A 16903-nucleotide genomic window follows, 5' to 3' on the forward strand; every position below is an offset into this window, starting at 1 on the left:
TCGTATGTCTGAAGGGAATGCCGGGGCGGGTACACGGGGCCTCCACGAAGCACCGTTGAGCAGCGCCTTTCGCCAGGCCTGGTTGCAATGGTCCGAGGAATGGAACCAGTTGCCCAAGGACAGTGATGAGACGGCGCTGGTCGAGGCCGTGGTCGAGCTGTCCACGCAGATTTCCCAACGCCTGTGGCGCACCGCATTCGCCCGGGTCGGCGATGCGGCGACCGAGCAGGTCAAGGCGCTGGTCTATGCCTTTGTCGCGCTAATCGATGAAACCCTGCTGTTCACCCCGTGGCCGGGTCAGTCGGCCTGGCAGGACAAACCCCTGGAGTCACGGATGTACGCCAGCCGTCAGGCCGGTGAACGGCTGCCGTCAGCGGTCAAGGAACTGCTGGATGAGCAGATTCCCACCACCCGCGACCTCGCCAATGTCTATTTGCAGTGCCTGGTGCTGGGGTTTCAAGGACGGCTGCGTGGAGAGCACAGTCAGGTCCAGCATGAAAAATTGCGCCTGGCACTGTTCACCTTTGCCTGGCAGCACGAGGCAGATTATGCCGATGTCAGCACCCGGCTCGCGCAACCGGCGACGGTGCCGCCGGTGCAGTTACCGGTGCGCCTGTCGTTGCCCGATGGCTTTCGTCTGGGCCTGGGGATTCTCGCCATGGTGCTGTTGCTGACAGGGCTGGGGCAGTTGTTCTGGCGCGATATCCGCCAGGAACTGGAGCCGGTGTTGCAGATGACCGATTCCGCTGCCGTGTCGGAGCAAGACTCATGAGCACCCTGCAGATCGTCGGCCTGGTCATCGCACTGTTGGTGTTACTGGCACTTATCGTCTTGGCGCTCTGGTGGTTGCGCACTCAGAGCGGCGCAGCGATTCGCAGTTTTTACGCGGCCGTGCGGCACATGGAGCAGGAGCAGGGCGCTCAGGACCGCTATCAGATTCCCTGGTTGCTGATGCTCGGCAACGAGACCCAGGGCACGCAATTGTGCAGCCAGTGGCGCCTGCAACCGACCGACAAACCGGCCTGGTTTGGCCGTTGGTGGTCGGACCCCGAAGGTGCGGTGCTGGTGGTGCCGCAAGCGTTGTTTCTGCCCGACGAAGGCATGAATCTGCAACGAGGTGGCTGGTGGCGTTTGCTCGGGTTGATCCTGCGCCTGCGCAGCAAACGTCCACTGGACGGGGTGATCTGGACCGTGCCGGTCAGTCGCCTGGGCAATGTTGAGCAGGCCGCTAACCTTGGGTTGGCGGCGCGTCGGCGCTTTATTGATTTGCTGCAACGCTTCGGCCTGAGCCTGCCGGTGTACGTAGTGATTACCGGCATGGAAGAACTGCCGGGCTTTCAGGAACTGATCAGTGCACTGCCGCAAGAAAGCCGCGAGCGGGCGCTGGGCTGGTCGTCGCCCCACGGCCCTGATGCGATGTGGCAATCGCAATGGAGCGATCAGGCGCTGGATCAGGTCAATCGGGCCTTGGCGGAATCGATCATCGAACTCGGGACGCTGTCCGGCCATTTGAGTGGCGATTTATACGGTTTACCCGAGCGTATCGAAGCCTTGCGTCGCAATTTGCAAACCCTGTTGGAGCCGGTATTCCAGGGCAATGCCCAGGGCGAGGCACCGCGTTTTCGCGGGGTTTATTTCACCGCCAATCAGCCGTCCGAGGACGCCCTCGACGGGTTCGACGCCAATGACAGCGACCTGCAACAGAGCGTCTTCGCCCGGCAGTTATGGCAGCGGCGGGTGGTTGCCGAGCGTGGCCTGGCGCTGGTGGTGCCGCGCCTGTTGCGCCTGCGTCAGCGCTGGCAGCGCCTGAGCGGAGCGATTGCGCTGGTGGTCGGGGTGATCTGGATCGCCGGCATGCTTTGGGTCTGGCAAGACTCGGTCAAGGATGCCCATGAACTGTCGCGCCTGCTGCAAGGCGCGCAAAAGAACTACGTCGCGGTCACCGATGAATCCCATCGACTGGACGCGACCCGGCGCAATGTCCAGAGCTTCTGGCGGGTGCTGGAAAAGGCGCCGCGCTGGACGTTCACTTCGTTGGTGTTCCCCACCTCCTGGTTCTCGTCGCTGGACGTGCAAGTCGAGAATGAATTGCGCGCTACTGCCCAGAGTCATTTGCTGGAGCCATTACATGAACTGTTGATCGCGGAACTGGCGCAGCTCAAGTCCATCCGCAACACCGAGCGTCGTGGCACTGTCGAAAGCGAAGACCCCGCCCAATGGCAAAACTACGTCAAGGCCAAGGATCTGGTGGAGCGGGCGGTGCGTCTGGAGCAACAGAATCAGTGGTTCAACCAGGCCTTGAACAACCCGAAGGCGCCGCTTGAAGACCTGGTGTTGCTGAGCAACAACGCCTTGGCCCTGAACCTCAATGCCGGCACTTTGCGCCGCGCCGGTTTTTACAACCGGGTGATGCTGGATGCCGATGGCGGCAACCTGAAGCCGCTGGACCTGACCCTGGAGCGCCCGGCGATCGAGGAAAACTTTTCCGGGCTGATGGAGCATTGGCTGGATCAGTATTTTCTGGCCGACAATTTCGTGCGTCAGGCCGGTTATCTCAAATTGCACCTGGAGCGGCTGGAGGCCGGCAGTGGCAATTCCCTGACGGAACTTGAAGATTTAAGGGCGCTGATCGATGACTTGCAAGGGCTGATCGGCCTGACCAACTCAGCCTGGAGTCGAGGCAAGGGTCAGGACCTGGTACCCGGTTATCGCGAGATGATGGACAAGGTGCGCCAAAGCGCCTTGCTCGGCCAGCAGGTGGAGCAACAACTGGATCAACAGGCGTCGAAGTTGCAGCAGAGCTTTCGCGATCAGTGGATTGCCCAGGCCGGTTCCAGAGGCAATTTGCTGGTGCAACAGGGCAGCGGGCAATTGGTGTTGCAGGAGCATGTGAGCCAGTTGAACAACGCTGTGCAGGCTTTGTTCAAGCGTGATTTCGTGGCGATTGCCATGCGTGCGGATCAGTCGGGTGACGGTGATGTACAGGGGCAAAATGTCGATGGCGACGACCTTAACGGCGCGCTGAATTACTTCGCCAGTTACAAGAGTTATGCCGCCGAAGAACTGCCGCGCATCCCGCCGGCGTATCGCGGTGCCTTGCTGGAAGCTGCCGAAGGTGCGGCGGCCAAGGCCATGTGGTTGAGCCTCAAGGATCACAATGACCAGTCTCACGCCTACGGGGTGTTCAATGTGCAGGCGCCGCAAGCGGTGGCCTTGCAGAAAGCCTTTATCGACTTGCGCCGCGGCGATCTGGCGACGCGTTTGCAAAGTGCCTTGAACCGGCGCGCCATGGCCCAGGTGGTTGGCGGTCTGGATGAGATCACCGCACAACCGCTGTTCAGCGGGCGCACCGAAATCAGCCAGTGGGACGGTTCGAAAAACCTTGGCCTGCAACTGTATGGCGCCAGTGATGTACAGGATTTGAAGCTGAGCCTCAAGCAGCAGTTCAACACCATGCTCGGCATCACCGAACGACGCACCTCGGCGCTGGAATGGCTGAAAACCCAGCAGCAGAATCTCTCAGCGCTGGATTACGAGCGTGTGACGCAATTCAGCGCACTCAATGACGAGTTGCTCAAGTACAAGGATTCGAACCCCGCAAGTTCACCTGCGCAGATCGAGCAATTGGTGAGCCGCGACTTCATCGAAATGGACACCTCGTCCTGCGGCCAGATCCTGCAAACCGCCAGCCTATCCGGCGGGCGCGGTACGTTGGCCATGCGTGCCCTGGAACTGCAGCAAACCGCCATGCAGCGTTGCCAGCTTCTGCAACAGCAGCAAGCCTCGGCGGCGTGGAACGACCTGGCCAACTATTTCAATCAGTACCTGGCCGAGCGCTTTCCGTTTGCCAATGGGGTGCAGGTGGCGGACGCCGACCCGGCGCGGGTCCAGCATTTTCTTGAACTGATCGACAAGCGTTTGCCGGTGGCCCAGGCCGGGTTGTCGCTCAGCCAGACGCCGGAACGGTTGGCGGCCGAGGACTTTCTCAACCGTTTGAAGCAGGCCAGCACGTGGCTAAGCCCGCTGTTTGTGCGGGACAAGAGCGGCATCCTGGGCGTGGAAATGGACGTGCGCTGGCGCACCGATCGCGAGGAGGAGCGTGGTGCCGATCAAGTGATCGCCTGGAGCCTGAACGCCGGTAATCAACAACTCAGCTACCCCGGTGAGGCCCAACCGAACCTGCGCTGGATGGTCGGCCAACCGGTGCGGCTGACGCTGCGATGGGCACGCAATGGTTCCCAACGCCCGGCCAACGATCCGTTACAACCGAGCCTGGTGGTGCGCGATCTTGAGGCCGGTTGGGAGTATGGCGGCCCTTGGTCGTTGCTGCGCCTGATGCGTTCGCACCAGTCAGTGCAGCGCCAGCCGAACATGGACTACACCGACTTTCCACTGACCTTGCGCCTGCCGGTCACCGCGCCGTCCAATACGGCGGAGCAAACGCTGATGTTTGTACGCCTGTCGTTGATGAGCCAGGGCTCGAAGCTGCCGTTATCCATTCAACCGCTGCCCACCCGCGCCCCGCGCTCGCCGTTCCTGCAGACCCGGGCGACCGCTTCTGCAACGGCCATGAATCAGGAGGAGGGCTTGTGAATATGCCTTCAACACCGCTGCCGGAACTGATTGACCGCTTGCTGGAGCCGATCAGCGACGATGCGCCTTGTGGTCAGGATTTGCGTTATGAACGTGAATTTGACCAGGCACGAGAGCTGCGCCGAGAGGACGACACGAGTTTGCCGACCGGGGTCTGGCAATCGTCGATCAAGCGTGCGCAATGGCCGGAACTGGAAAAATTGACCACCAGCCTGCTGCTGGAGCGCAGCAAAGACCTGATGCTCAGTGCCTGGCTGGGCGAAGCGTGGTTGCATCAGGACGGACTCGAAGGCTTGCCGGGTAGCCTCGCCCTGGTCGCCGGGTTGTGTGAGCGCTATCCCGAGCACCTTCACCCGCAGGCGGAGGAGGGGGATCAGTCATGGCGGGTGATCCCGCTTGAGTGGTTGGCCCGGCGCTACACTGAAGTGCTGCTGACGCGGGTGCCGTTGCTCGACCCGCGTAACGGCGAATTCGACGGCCTGTGCCTGGATGCGTGGCGGCGCTTGCAGGTGCAGCAGGTGCTGGTCAACGACAGCAAGGGTGCAAAAACCTCGGCGGAAACCGCACGCGGCGAACAGAAGAAAATCACCGAACAGATTCGCGCCACGCCGTTGTCCTTCTGGTTGCGCAGCCAGGGCAGCCTGTTGTTGAGCCTGCAGCATCTGCAACGGCTGGAAGCCTGGAGTGATGCCTATCTCGGCAGCCAGGCGCCGGGCTTCAAAAGTTTGCAGGACGTCATCACGGCGTTATTGACGCTGGTTCAGGAGTTCATCGCCATGCACCCACGACAGTCCACCGAGGCCCCCGTTGAAATCGCGCCCGCGGCGGCGTCGGGCCTTGAAGAAGTGGTCGCTGCACCGCAGGTTTTCCGTGAGCCGGCGAGTCGCGACGAGGCGTATCGGCAATTGTTGCTGATTGCCGAATACCTGGCCCGCACCGAACCCCACAGCCCGGTGCCGTACTTGATCAGGCGAGGGGTGGAGTGGGGTAACAAGCCCTTGAGTGAATTGTTGGGTGAGCTGATTTCGGCGGATGCGGAATCCCGGCGGCTCTGGACGCTACTCGGCGTCCTCTAGCTGTTGTGGGAGCGAACCTGCTCGCGATGGCGGTTTTATAGCCAGCAATGATGGTGAATGTGATGGCCTCTTCGCGAGCAAGCCCGCTCCCACAGTTGTTTGGTGGTGGGTCGGGAGTTTGCGTACGCCGCAATCCCTTGTGGGAGCGAGCTTGCTCGCGATGGCGGCGTTTCAGTCGATATAGATGCCGGCTGACAGTCCCTCATCGCGAGCAAGCTCGCTCCCACAGGGGTGATGGGTATCAGACTGACCGCGCAACCACCGGAATTGGCAGCACAATCGGCGTCAACACCGGCCGGCCGGCAAAGAACGCCACCAGGTTTTTGCCCACCAATTCGACGGTGCTTTGGGTAGCCTCCGGGGACAGCCCGGCGACGTGGGGCGTCAGGATCACGTTGGTCAGGGTTTTGAGGGCTTCCGGCACCTTGGGTTCGTGATCGAATACATCCAGCGCGGCGCCGCCAATCCGCCGTTGTTCCAGGGCGCTGATCAGGTCCGTCGTGACCACGACGCTGGCCCGGGCAATGTTCACCAGAAAACCCTTGGGCCCCAACGCGTCCAGTACCTGACGGTTGATCAAGTGTTGGGTGCCCACTCCGCCGGGCGTGGCGACGATCAGGAAGTCCGAACCCTTGGCCAGTTCCGTCGGCGTCGAGCAATAGTGGTAGGGCGTGTCACTGCGGTGCTGGCGGTTGTGGTAACTCACGCTCATGTCGAAACCGTTGGCCGCACGCTTGGCAATCGCCATGCCGACCGCCCCCAGCCCGAGAATGCCCAAGCGTTTGCCGGACAGTGACGGGCGCATGATTTTCGGCCACTCGCCACGGCGCACGGCGGCATCGGCCCGGGGAATGTCGCGCACCATCGACAGCAACAACGCCATCGCGTGGTCGGCCACGGAAGAGGCATTGACCCCTGCGCCATTGGTCACGGTGATACCGCGGTCGCTGGCCGCTTGCAGGTCGACGTGCTCATAGCCGGCGCCGATCACGCAGATGATTTTCAGGGCGGGCAGGGCGGCGATTTCTTCGGCGTACAAACCCAAGGGACCGCGCGTCAGCACGGCATCGATACGCGCGCCATGGGTGGCAATGGCTTGGGCGCGCTCGGCAGGCGTGGGCGCCAGGATCAGGTGAAAGCCCTGATGCTCGAGAATCGGCAGGTAGTCATTGATGGTTTCAACCAATACCAGGACGGTTGCAGTCATGCTGGGCTCCTGTGGCCATCGAAATATAGGGGCTCGAAAGTCGCTTCAGATTGCTGATTCGAGAGAGGTTTGGCAATCACCAAAGATCATAGGCTATAGGCCGGTGCACTGTAGGAACTGCCGAAGGCTGCGATCGGGTGATCTTGATCTTTTGGCGCCGCCAACGACGCCAAAGGATCGCAACCTGCGCCAGGTCCTACACGTCTGCGGTGTTCAATACCTTGGCGAAGGCACCGTTCAAGGTCGCGTTATGGTGCTCGATAATGGCCCGGGCGGGCAGCGCGGGTGTGTCCATGCAAGTATGGGCATCGGCCACCAACATTGGTTTGAAGCCCAGATCGGCCGCTGCCCGGCAGGTACTGTCGATGCAATACTGGGTTTTCATGCCGACGATAAACAGGTCATCGATCCCGCCAGCCCGCAGTTGCTCCGCCAACGCCGTCCCGTAAAAGGCATTGGGTTTGTGCTTGTCGAACAGGATATCGGTGTCGGGATTCAGCGCCAGCGCGGGCAATAACTGCCAAAAGGGACTGCCAGCCTCGATCGGTGAACCTTGAGGGCCAGTATGGCGGACCGCATAGATCGGCATTTTGCGTTCCCTGGCCCGGCAGATAAGCAGCTGGATGTTGGCCAGTATTCGCTCGCCGTCGTAGGGTTGGTCCGGGCCGTTGAACAGACCGACCTGCATATCGATGATCAAAAGTGCTGATGACATAGGTGTTTCTCCGTGAAGTGCCGAACGGACGGGAGAAACAACAAGGCCCCGTCCATTGCTGGCGGGGCCTTGGGTTTACTGCGCTGGGTTTAAGTCAGCCAGCCACCCCACGACCCGCCGGAAGCGGTCGTGGTGGTGCGGGTGAGGTTCAGCGCAGGAAAGTTCATGGGGCCGATCATGCTGTCGGCGCTGCGAGCTTGTCAACGGTATCGTCCGCCGTCAGAAATGCCCGCGCCGCGTCGAGGATTTCATCTGACAAGGCGTCCCCACGGGTAGCGCGCGCCAGAGTCAGGGCGCCGACCATCAGCGAGTAGTCCACCAAGGCGCGTTGCCGATTGGCTTCGGGCTGATCCGCGCCCATCAGCGGGGCGAGCATTTGCAACAAGGCTTCCAGGCCCTGGGTGTAGGTCTGGTGCAAACCGCTTTCTGCCGTTTCGTGACACATGTCGCCGGCAAATGCGGTCACCGGGCAGCTTTCCCCCGGATTGTCGCGATTGGCCGTCGACAGGTACGGCGCGATGATGCTGGCGCGGGCGGAGAGGGGGTCGCTGCTGTCGTCGATTCTCTGCTTCCAGCGCTCCAGCGATTGGCTGAACGCCCGGCTGCAAGCCTCTTGCGCCAGGGCTTCCTTGGATTCGAAGTGCCCATAGAAGCCGCCGTGGGTCAGGCCGGCGGCGCCCATCACATCGACGACGCTGATCCCGTGCAGGCCGCGCTCACGAAACAGCCGCGTGGCGGCCTCGACGATGATTTCGCGGTTGAGTTCGGCTTGTTTGCGGGAGACTCGAGGCATGGGTGGCTCACATTCTTTAAACGTATCGATGAACGGCATCTTAGGGAACTGCCGGCGCCGTGTCTTCCTGACGGGGTGACAAGTCAGATCGCTTAGCCAGCAAATTGACCGATGCCATTACCGAACGACCAGTTCTCGCGCTTGACCTCCACCAGATTGATAAACACATCTTCCAGGCGCACGCCCAGTTCGGTATTCAGGCTCTCGGCGATGGTCTTGTAGAGCAGTTTTTTCAGCTCGGTGGTGCGGCCTTCCATTAGCGTGATTTGAATAATCACCAGCCCGTCGGTGCGTTTGATGCCCATGAAGGTCGGGTCGTAGATGAAGTGGTTTTCATCGTGTTCGGCGAGGATCTGGAAGTTGTCGTTCTCGGGAACGTTGATGGTGCTGTGCATGGCCGCGTAGATCAGTTTGCCGACACGCTTGGCGAAAGTGGGGTCCTGGTGTTTTTTGATGTCGATGCGAACGAGTGGCATGGGAAGGCTCCGCGAGTGAGGCTGCTGGTCAGCAGGTGAGATCGAAAATACATGACGGCTGTCTTTTATTAAATAGATTTTTTAAAACATCTATTTAATCCCGACGTAAGGGCTCCATCGCTCCAAGATAAACGGTGCCGTTCAATTTGAGAGGGCGAGTGCGCTGACCTTCTCTTTGACAAACTCCAGAAATGCCTTGGTCAAACGTGAAGCCTCCAGACGCTCAGACGTGACAATCCCGTATTCAAAGTCAATCTCGGGTTTGAATGGACGCACCAGGACTTTATCGCCGAGCGTATCGGCCACCGCAGGATCGATGATGGAAACACCGGCACCGAAACGGGTCAGGGATGCGATGACCGTGGATTGTTGGCATTCGATGTTCAGTTGGCGCTCTATCTGGTGCTTCGCAAACAGTTCATCAATCACGCGTCGGGTATCCAGTTCTTGGGGATAGGAAATGAACGGTTCACCGGCCAAGTCCTCTGGAGTGATATGGGCGTGGTCCGCCAACCGATGGCCGTTCGGCAGAATGCAGCGCATGGGGGCAGTGAACAGTTGTTCGAGCCTTACGCCAGGTTGCCAGGTTGTGTAGGTCACGAAGCCGACGTCACATTGTTCGTTGGCCACCATTTCACTGACGGTTTTAGTGCCGTGGATGGTGAAAATCACGGTCACCCCGTCGTGCCGTGCCATGAATTCCGAGATCCAGGCGGGCAATAATCCTGCGGCCAGGGCAGGGGCGCAGCAGACGGTCAGGGCGCCCTTGTTCAGTGAGCGTATCTGGCGTGCGGCATGGGCAATCCGTTCGACCCCGACAAACGAGCGTTCCACCTCGCGATACAACAGCTCGGCATCGGCCGTCGGAAATAGCCGGGCTTTTTCCCGTACGAACAGCTTGAACCCGACATCCTCTTCCAGATCAGCAATCAACCGCGTAACCGCCGGCTGCGTCACGCTCATCATCTCTGCCGCGCTGGTGACCGAGTGCCGGATCATGACCGCGCGAAACGCCTCTAGCTGCCTGTTTTTCATGGTGATTCCTACTCATTATATTTTGACATTCGTTGGCGTTATCTTTTGGCCAAAAGCGTAAGTCACTCTGGGCCGAATGTATCAATGAGCGCCAAATCCTGACCATTTGTTTAAGAAGCATAAGCGTTTCAGCAGATTTTTAGCAGGCGATAACACTGGATAAAACCATAACATTTAGACATGGATGTCCTGTCAATTGTGATTGGACCCCCTGATATCAATTGCAGACACTGGGTCTGCCCGGAAGGTGCGGGCATCGACAGTGGTCCTCATATCAGGAGTCAACATGATCAGAAGGTTTGCCCCCGCACTCATCGCGGCCTCGCTGTTCGCCAGCTACGCACACGCCGAGCAACCGACCCTTTACGTCGCCGTTTTCGGCGGCTCTTTCGAGCAGTTGCTCAAAGAGCAAATTGTCCCGTCTTTCGAGAAAGCCACCGGCAGCAAAGTGATACTCGTCCCCGGTGACACGACCACCACCATGGCGCGTATGCAAGCCCAGAAAGGCAAGCAAACCCTGGACGTGGCGTTTCTGGATGACGGTCCCATGTCCCAGGCTGCGCAACTGGATTATTGCGAGGCGTTGAGCGATGCCCCTGTCTACAAGGACCTGTACGACGCTGCGCATTTCAAAAGCAACAAGGCTGTCACCATCGGGCTCGATGGCACCGGCATTGTCTACAACGAGCGGGTATTCGCCGCCAAGGGGTGGGCACCACCCACGTCCTGGAAAGATTTGGCCAACCCTTTGTATAAGGGGCACGTGCAGTTTCCCAGCGTCACCAATGGCTACGGGATTGAAAGCCTGGTGATGTTCGCGCGTCTCAACGGTGGCAGCGAGCAGAACATCGAGCCGGGTTTTGTGGCGATAAAAACCAGCGTGGCGCCTAACGTCCTGTCCTTCGATCCATCACCGGGCAAAATTTCCGAGCTCTTTCAGAATGACAGCCTGTGGATCGGCGCCTGGGGCGCAGGCCGTACCCAATCGCTGCGCAACCAAGGCGTACCGGTGAAATTTGTCGCACCCAAGGAAGGCGCCATGGCCCTGGGCCTGAGTGTTTGCCCGGTCAAGCACGATACGGTTAACGCGTTGGCCCAGCAGTTTGTCCAGTACACCCTGACCCCGGAAGTGCAAGCGCTGTTCGCCGATGAAGAGGGCGTGGCGCCGGTCAACAAACACACCGAGCTGCCTCCCGCCGTGCTGGCCAAGGTGCCGGACAAAGCGACCGTCGCGGCGATGTTGAGCGTGGATTGGGACATCGTTAACGCCATGCGCCCCGCGTGGATACAGCAGTGGAATCGCCAGATCGAGCAATGACATTTGCGTCACAGGCAGGACGGCCAAAAGTCATCCTGCCTGGGCCAGCACGCGCCCGCCCAAGCGAACAGTGAGTCTAATAAAAATGAGCTATTTGAGTATCGAAGGCCTGAGCAAGTCGTATGGCGACGTGACGGTCCTACATGGGGTCAATCTGAACATCGAACAGGGCGAATTCATTTCGTTGCTCGGGCCTTCGGGTTGCGGCAAGACCACGACGTTGCAAATGATCGCCGGCTTCATCGATCCCAGCCATGGCGATATCCGTCTGCAAGGCCAGTCGTTGTTGGGGCGCCCGCCAGCACAGCGTGGCTTGGGCATGGTGTTTCAAAGCTACGCGTTGTTTGTGCACATGACGGTTCGGGAAAATATTGAGTTTGGCCTGCAGATGCGTGGCGTGGCACGCGTCGAGCGAGCGCGTCAGGTGCGTCAATCGCTGGAACTGGTGCAACTGGGCGCCCATGGCGACAAATTTCCTCGCGACCTCTCCGGCGGCCAGCGCCAGCGGGTCGCACTGGCCCGGGCGCTGATCATCAAGCCGCCCTTGCTGTTGCTCGATGAACCGCTATCCAACCTGGACGCCAAGCTGCGTCACGACATGCAAACCGAACTGCGCAGCATCCAGCGCCAGGTCGGCACCACGACGATCATGGTCACCCATGATCAGGACGAAGCCTTGGCCATGAGTGACCGGGTTGCGCTGCTGGACCGGGGGCGAATCGTGCGTTTCGATAAGCCCAACCCTTTGTATGACGATCCGGGATCGCACTTCGCCGCCGATTTCATTGGCCGTGCCAATCTGCTGGACGGCGAAATCGTGCTGCGTGGCGGTCAACGACAATTCGTCTGCGGTGCCGGCAGCCTGGCGCTGGACGCCGAGTTGCCGTGTGGTCGCGCAACTTTCTCGTTGCGACCTGAACGCATCGATCTGGTTGAAGGTCCTGCCGCCGTCCTCTACGGGAAAGTGGCGGGTTGTGTGTTCAAAGGTAATTGCTGGCTGCTCACGGTGGTGACTGAGCTGGGTGTCTTGCAAGTCATGCGGGCCAATCGTGGTCAGGTCGCCGTAGCGCCCGGCGCACAGGTGGGTTTGTCGTGGGAACCGTCGGCCCTGCGCCATGTAATGCACTCCGGGGTGGCGCCATGAGGCAGGCGTCCATATTGAACCCCCGGCGATTTGCCTTCGAATTCAGCAGCAAAGCACTGCTGCTCTTGCTGCCAGCCAGCCTGTTGTTCATCGCGCTGCTGGCCATTCCGATGCTGATGACGGGCGAACTGAGCCTGCATGGTTTCAATGCTGCAACCAGCGACGTGCTGGCGACACACTCCTGGCACAACTATGCCCTGGTGCTGTTCGATCCGTATTACCAGACCATCTTTCTGCGCACCCTGGGTCTGGCATTGGCGGTAACGCTGGGCGCCGTCGTATTAGGCGTGCCGGAGGCGTACATCATTTTCCGGATGCGGCCGCGCTGGCGTGCGTTCTTTTTGATCATGACCCTGGCACCGCTGCTGATTTCGGCGGTAGTGCGGACACTGGGCTGGTCGATCCTGTTGAGTCAGAACGGTGTCGTTGCCAGCACCCTCGTGTGGCTGGGCGTTACGGACGGCAGTGTGCAGATGCTGTTCACGTTTTGGGCCGTGGTCATCGTCTTGATCCACGCGCTGGTGCCCTTGGTGATTTTGTCGGTATGGACCTCGTTGCAAGGCATTGACCCGCAAAGTTGCAATGCCGCGCTTAGCCTGGGCGCCGGGCCGATGACGATCTGGTGGCGGATCGTCTTGCCACAGGTGCTGCCTGGCGTGCTGTCCGGCAGCCTGATGACCTTCGCCCTCAGCGCCAGTGCGTTCGCCACCCCGGCACTGATCGGTGGCCGGCGCCTGAAAGTCGCGGCCACCGCTGCTTACGATGAATTTCTCAACACCTTGAACTGGCCGGTCGGGGCGACGATTGCCGTCCTGTTGCTGCTGCTCAACCTGCTGGTGATCGGCGTGTACGGCAAGCAGGTTGAACGCCGAATTCAACGACGTCTGGGGCGCTGACATGAACAAGAATGGATTGTTTGCGCTGGTGTTTCACACCCTGTTTTCAGTGTTCCTGGCGGCGCCCTTGGTGATCGTCTGCCTGGTCGCCTTTACCCCGGGCACCATGCTGAGCGTGCCCACGCTGCACTTTTCAGTGCGCTGGTTTGTGGCCCTGTTCAATGACAACGGCTGCATCACCGCATTCTGCAACAGCATGGGCCTGGCAACGCTGGCCGCGACGGGGGCGGCCCTGCTTGGCGTGCCCGCCGCCAGGGGCCTGTTGCGTTACACGTTCCCCGGTCGGGCAGCGCTGAACGGCTTGCTGCTGTCGCCGCTGATGATTCCGCCCGTGGTGTTGGGGGTCGCGTTGTTGCGGCTGTTCAATGAGTTTGGCGTCAACGGCTCGTTTACCTCGTTGGTATTGGCCCATGTGATGCTGATCTTCCCTTACTCACTGCGCCTGATCATGGCGTCGATGGTGAGCCTGTCCCGTGAGCCGGAGCATGCGGCGATGTCCTTGGGCGCCAGCGCCTGGACGACCTTTCGCCGCATCACGCTGCCTGCGCTGCTGCCGGGGATTCTCGGCGGATGGGTACTGGCCTTCGCCAGCAGCTTCGACGAACTGACCGCCACCATTTTTCTCGCCTCCCCAGCGACGATCACGTTGCCGGTGCGCATCTACATGAGCATGACCGAAACCGTCGATCCCATGGTGGCGGCGGTCGCGGTGGTGATCATCGTGATCACGGTGGGCTTGATGTTTGTGCTGGATCGTCTGGTGGGGCTCGACAACGTGCTGATGGGGAAAAACTGATGAAAAACGACTACGACTACGTAGTGGTCGGTGGCGGATTGGTCGGGATGGCCATCGCTTATGGACTGGCGAAACGAGGTGTTCGCACCTTGGTGCTCGATGGCGAAGATTCAAGCGTGCGCGCCGCCCGGGGCAACTTCGGCCTGGTGTGGGTTTCGAGCAAAGGTTCGCGGCAAATCGATTATGCGCGCTGGTCATTGGAGTCATCGCAACTGTGGCCCGGCTTCTGCCAGGAACTCGAAGACGCCAGCGGTATGAAGCTCGGTTACGAAAAACCGGGTGGAATCATGATCGCCATGAATGAGGAAAGCCTGGCCAGCAGCGCGGCGGCGTTGGAAAAACTCCACGCGCAGGACAGTCGCCTGAGCTATGAAGTGCTCGACCACGGCCAACTGGCACAGCGCATACCGGCCGTGGGGCCGGACGTGGCGGGGGCGGTGTATTCGCCCCACGACGGCCATGTCAGTCCGCTCTACACCTTGCGCGGCCTGTTCGCCGGTTTCGAACGCGCGGGGGGTGTTTATCGAACGGATTCGCGGGTCGATTTGATTGTCCCGCGTGACGGCGGCTTCCGTCTGACCGCCGGCAAGCAGACTTTCGAAGCCGGGAAGGTGGTGCTCTGCGCCGGCCTCGGCAATCGCGACCTGGCACCGATGGTCGGTCTGCGCGCACCAGTCGTGCCGCTGCGTGGGCAGATTCTGGTGACCGAGCGGGTCAAACGCTTTCTCGACTACCCGACGTTGTCTATCCGGCAAACCGCCGAGGGGTCATTGCTGTTGGGGGACTCCGCCGAAGACGTGGACATGGATGACGGCGTGACGCCGGGCATCATTGCCCATATCGCGCAAAAAGCCATCGCGCCTTTTCCACTGCTCAAGAACGTGCGCGTTGTGCGCGCCTGGGGTTCGTTGCGGATCATGACCCCGGACAGCATGCCGGTTTACGAAGAGTCGCTCGCCCATCCCGGGGCGTTTGTTGCTTTGTGCCACAGCGGCGTGACGCTGGCGGCCGCCCATTGCGAAAAACTCGTGCCCTGGCTCATGGGTGCGCCTCGTCCCTCACTACTCGACTATTTCTATGCCAAACGTTTCGCTGTTTAGCGCGCTCGCCGCTACGCCAGCCGCTCAGGTTTCAATCCTGATCAATGATCGGCCGTTCATCGTGCCGCATTACATGACCGTCGCCGCGGCGCTGCTGAGCGTTGGGGTGACGCAGTTACGCGAGACGCCAGTGTCCAACGCACCGCGGGCGCCTTTTTGCATGATGGGCGCCTGCTTCGAATGCCTGGTGGAAATCGACGGTGTGCCCAATCAACAAGCCTGCATGACGCTGGTGCTGCCGGGAATGATGATCCGATCCATGATCGGTGCCAGGAGTCTGAAATGAGCATGATCCATGTTGACCTGCTGATCATCGGCGCCGGTCCGGCCGGCATGGCCTGCGCGGTGCAAGCCAGGGGAGCGGGCCTCGATGTGCTGCTGCTGGACGAAAGCCAGCAGCCCGGCGGGCAGATTTATCGCAGCGTGGCGCAATCGCCGCTGGCAGATCCTGATGTGCTGGGCAAGGACTACATCGCCGGTGCTGCGCTGGTGAAGCGCTTCCTGGCGAGCGGCGCGACCTACTGGCCAGGCACCTTGGCATGGCAAATCACACGCGACCGACAAGTGAGCTTCACGCGCAACGGAGCCAATGGCGGCAGTGGGCAAATCCAGGCCCGGGCACTCGTCATCGCCAATGGCGCCCAAGAGCGGCCGGTGCCGTTTCCCGGCTGGACGCTGCCGGGCGTCATGGGCATCGGCGCTGCGCAAACGCTGTTGAAGTCCGCCGCATTGTTGCCGAGCCAGCGGGTGGTGCTCGCCGGTAGCGGGCCATTGCTCTATCTGTTTGCCTGGCAGTTGATCCGGGCGGGCAGTTCCGTGGCGGCCATTCTCGACACCACGCCCCGAGCCAATCGTTTTCCAGCGCTGCGCTATCTGTTTTCAGCGTTGCGGGCACCGGGGTATTTGCTCAAGGGCATGGGTTTGTTGAGGGCCATTCGCGGCAGTTCCATCCCGCATATCCAGCATGTCGAAACCCTCACTGCGCTGGGGCAGGGCGCTGTCGAGAGGGTTTGCTATTCAGTTGATGGTCGTGACGCGCACATCGACTCGGACCTGCTACTGGTCCATCAGGGCGTTATTCCCAACGTACAGCTGACGCGGTCGCTGGGCTGCGAGCATCGCTGGGACGATATCCAGCTTTGCTGGCGCCCTGAGCTTGATCAGTGGGGGCAGACATCGCTCGCGGGGATTTACGTCGCGGGGGACGGTGGCGGCATCGATGGCGCCAAGGTGGCAGAGCTGTCGGGAGCATTGACTGCGCTGCAGATCGGTCAGCAACTGGGCTTTTTTACAGAAAGCGTTCGTGACACAGAAGCGCGCCCATTCAAGCGCCAGCTCCATTCCCATCGGGCCATACGGCCATTCCTGGACACGTTGTATCGGCCTGCGGAAATCTTCCGGCGGCCCTCAGACCAGACCATCGTCTGCCGCTGTGAAGAAGTCAGCGCCGGTGATATCCGCGCCATGAGCCGATTGGGTTGCAGTGGGCCCAACCAGACCAAGTCATTCTCGCGGTGCGGCATGGGACCGTGTCAGGGCCGCATGTGCGGGATCACGGTGGGGGAAATACTGGCTGAGGCCCGGTGCGCGCCGATGCAAAAGGTGGGCTATTACCGGATTCGCCCGCCGATCAAACCCGTGCAGTTGATTGACCTGGCCAACGCTTACGTGCCGGATGCGAATGCGGCGCCGTTGGTGGCGTTTGTACCCAAATAAGCGCATAAATCTTTGCGGATTACCCTGCCTGGACGTCT

Annotated in this window: 15 protein-coding genes; 10 read left to right on the top strand and 5 right to left on the bottom strand. The window is 60.6% G+C overall.

Annotation, left to right across the window (positions count from 1 at the left end; translation table 11 throughout):
• The first annotated feature begins 4 nt into the window (after nt 1-4).
• Genes ACWIKB_RS20540 through tssA form a run of 3 tightly spaced genes read left to right on the top strand, consistent with a single transcriptional unit; the run spans nt 5 to nt 5669 of the window.
• Nucleotides 5-772, top strand: a complete 768-nt coding sequence (locus tag ACWIKB_RS20540) for a DotU family type IV/VI secretion system protein (protein ID WP_475269084.1) — start codon at nt 5-7, stop codon at nt 770-772.
• The gene (locus tag ACWIKB_RS20545) at nt 769-4593 is read left to right on the top strand and encodes a type VI secretion system protein (protein ID WP_475269085.1); all 3825 of its coding nucleotides are present in this window, start codon (nt 769-771) and stop codon (nt 4591-4593) included. The genes ACWIKB_RS20540 and ACWIKB_RS20545 overlap by 4 nt, the downstream gene beginning before the upstream one ends.
• Complete coding sequence (gene tssA, locus ACWIKB_RS20550; RefSeq protein ID WP_475269086.1) at nt 4590-5669, top strand: type VI secretion system protein TssA; 1080 nt, start codon at nt 4590-4592, stop codon at nt 5667-5669. Before ACWIKB_RS20545 ends, tssA begins: the two co-directional genes overlap by 4 nt.
• Nucleotides 5670-5910: 241 nt before the next feature.
• Here the strand turns inward: tssA and ACWIKB_RS20555 are convergent, their stop codons facing one another.
• From ACWIKB_RS20555 to ACWIKB_RS20575, 5 genes are all read right to left on the bottom strand, one after another.
• Entirely contained in the window at nt 5911-6876 is a 966-nt protein-coding gene (locus ACWIKB_RS20555; protein ID WP_475269087.1) for a 2-hydroxyacid dehydrogenase, read from the bottom strand.
• Nucleotides 6877-7072: 196 nt separating this feature from the next.
• A complete protein-coding gene (locus tag ACWIKB_RS20560) occupies nt 7073-7591 on the bottom strand; it encodes a cysteine hydrolase family protein (RefSeq protein WP_475269088.1) in 519 nt (172 codons plus the stop codon).
• Between the two features lie 175 nt (nt 7592-7766).
• Nucleotides 7767-8384: a TetR/AcrR family transcriptional regulator gene (locus ACWIKB_RS20565; RefSeq protein ID WP_475269089.1), complete on the bottom strand. Its 618-nt coding sequence runs from the start codon at nt 8382-8384 to the stop codon at nt 7767-7769.
• Nucleotides 8385-8476: 92 nt separating this feature from the next.
• Nucleotides 8477-8860: a tautomerase family protein gene (locus tag ACWIKB_RS20570; RefSeq protein ID WP_475269090.1), complete on the bottom strand. Its 384-nt coding sequence runs from the start codon at nt 8858-8860 to the stop codon at nt 8477-8479.
• A 141-nt stretch (nt 8861-9001) separates the two neighbouring features.
• A complete protein-coding gene (locus ACWIKB_RS20575; protein ID WP_475269091.1) occupies nt 9002-9895 on the bottom strand; it encodes a LysR substrate-binding domain-containing protein in 894 nt (297 codons plus the stop codon).
• 286 nt (nt 9896-10181) lie between these two features.
• On the opposite strand from ACWIKB_RS20575, the gene ACWIKB_RS20580 reads away from it, so the two are divergent.
• The 7 genes from ACWIKB_RS20580 to ACWIKB_RS20610 all read left to right on the top strand — a co-directional run bounded on the left by ACWIKB_RS20580 (nt 10182) and on the right by ACWIKB_RS20610 (nt 16865).
• Complete coding sequence (locus ACWIKB_RS20580; protein ID WP_475269092.1) at nt 10182-11213, top strand: ABC transporter substrate-binding protein; 1032 nt, start codon at nt 10182-10184, stop codon at nt 11211-11213.
• A gap of 85 nt (nt 11214-11298) precedes the next feature.
• Nucleotides 11299-12357, top strand: a complete 1059-nt coding sequence (locus ACWIKB_RS20585; RefSeq protein WP_475269093.1) for an ABC transporter ATP-binding protein — start codon at nt 11299-11301, stop codon at nt 12355-12357.
• Between the two features lie 14 nt (nt 12358-12371).
• Nucleotides 12372-13253 carry an ABC transporter permease gene (locus tag ACWIKB_RS20590; RefSeq protein ID WP_475269094.1) on the top strand — a complete coding sequence of 294 codons (882 nt, stop codon included), beginning with the start codon at nt 12372-12374 and terminating at the stop codon, nt 13251-13253.
• Between the two features lies 1 nt (nt 13254).
• A complete protein-coding gene (locus tag ACWIKB_RS20595) occupies nt 13255-14049 on the top strand; it encodes an ABC transporter permease (protein WP_475269095.1) in 795 nt (264 codons plus the stop codon).
• Nucleotides 14049-15149: an NAD(P)/FAD-dependent oxidoreductase gene (locus tag ACWIKB_RS20600; protein WP_475269096.1), complete on the top strand. Its 1101-nt coding sequence runs from the start codon at nt 14049-14051 to the stop codon at nt 15147-15149. The genes ACWIKB_RS20595 and ACWIKB_RS20600 overlap by 1 nt, the downstream gene beginning before the upstream one ends.
• Nucleotides 15127-15435, top strand: coding sequence for a (2Fe-2S)-binding protein (locus tag ACWIKB_RS20605; protein WP_475269097.1), 309 nt, complete (start codon nt 15127-15129; stop codon nt 15433-15435). The genes ACWIKB_RS20600 and ACWIKB_RS20605 overlap by 23 nt, the downstream gene beginning before the upstream one ends.
• Nucleotides 15432-16865 carry an FAD-dependent oxidoreductase gene (locus ACWIKB_RS20610; RefSeq protein WP_475269098.1) on the top strand — a complete coding sequence of 478 codons (1434 nt, stop codon included), beginning with the start codon at nt 15432-15434 and terminating at the stop codon, nt 16863-16865. The genes ACWIKB_RS20605 and ACWIKB_RS20610 overlap by 4 nt, the downstream gene beginning before the upstream one ends.
• Nucleotides 16866-16903 lie beyond the last annotated feature (38 nt).

It is taken from the genome of Pseudomonas sp. 5Vm1k (genome assembly GCF_056161485.1).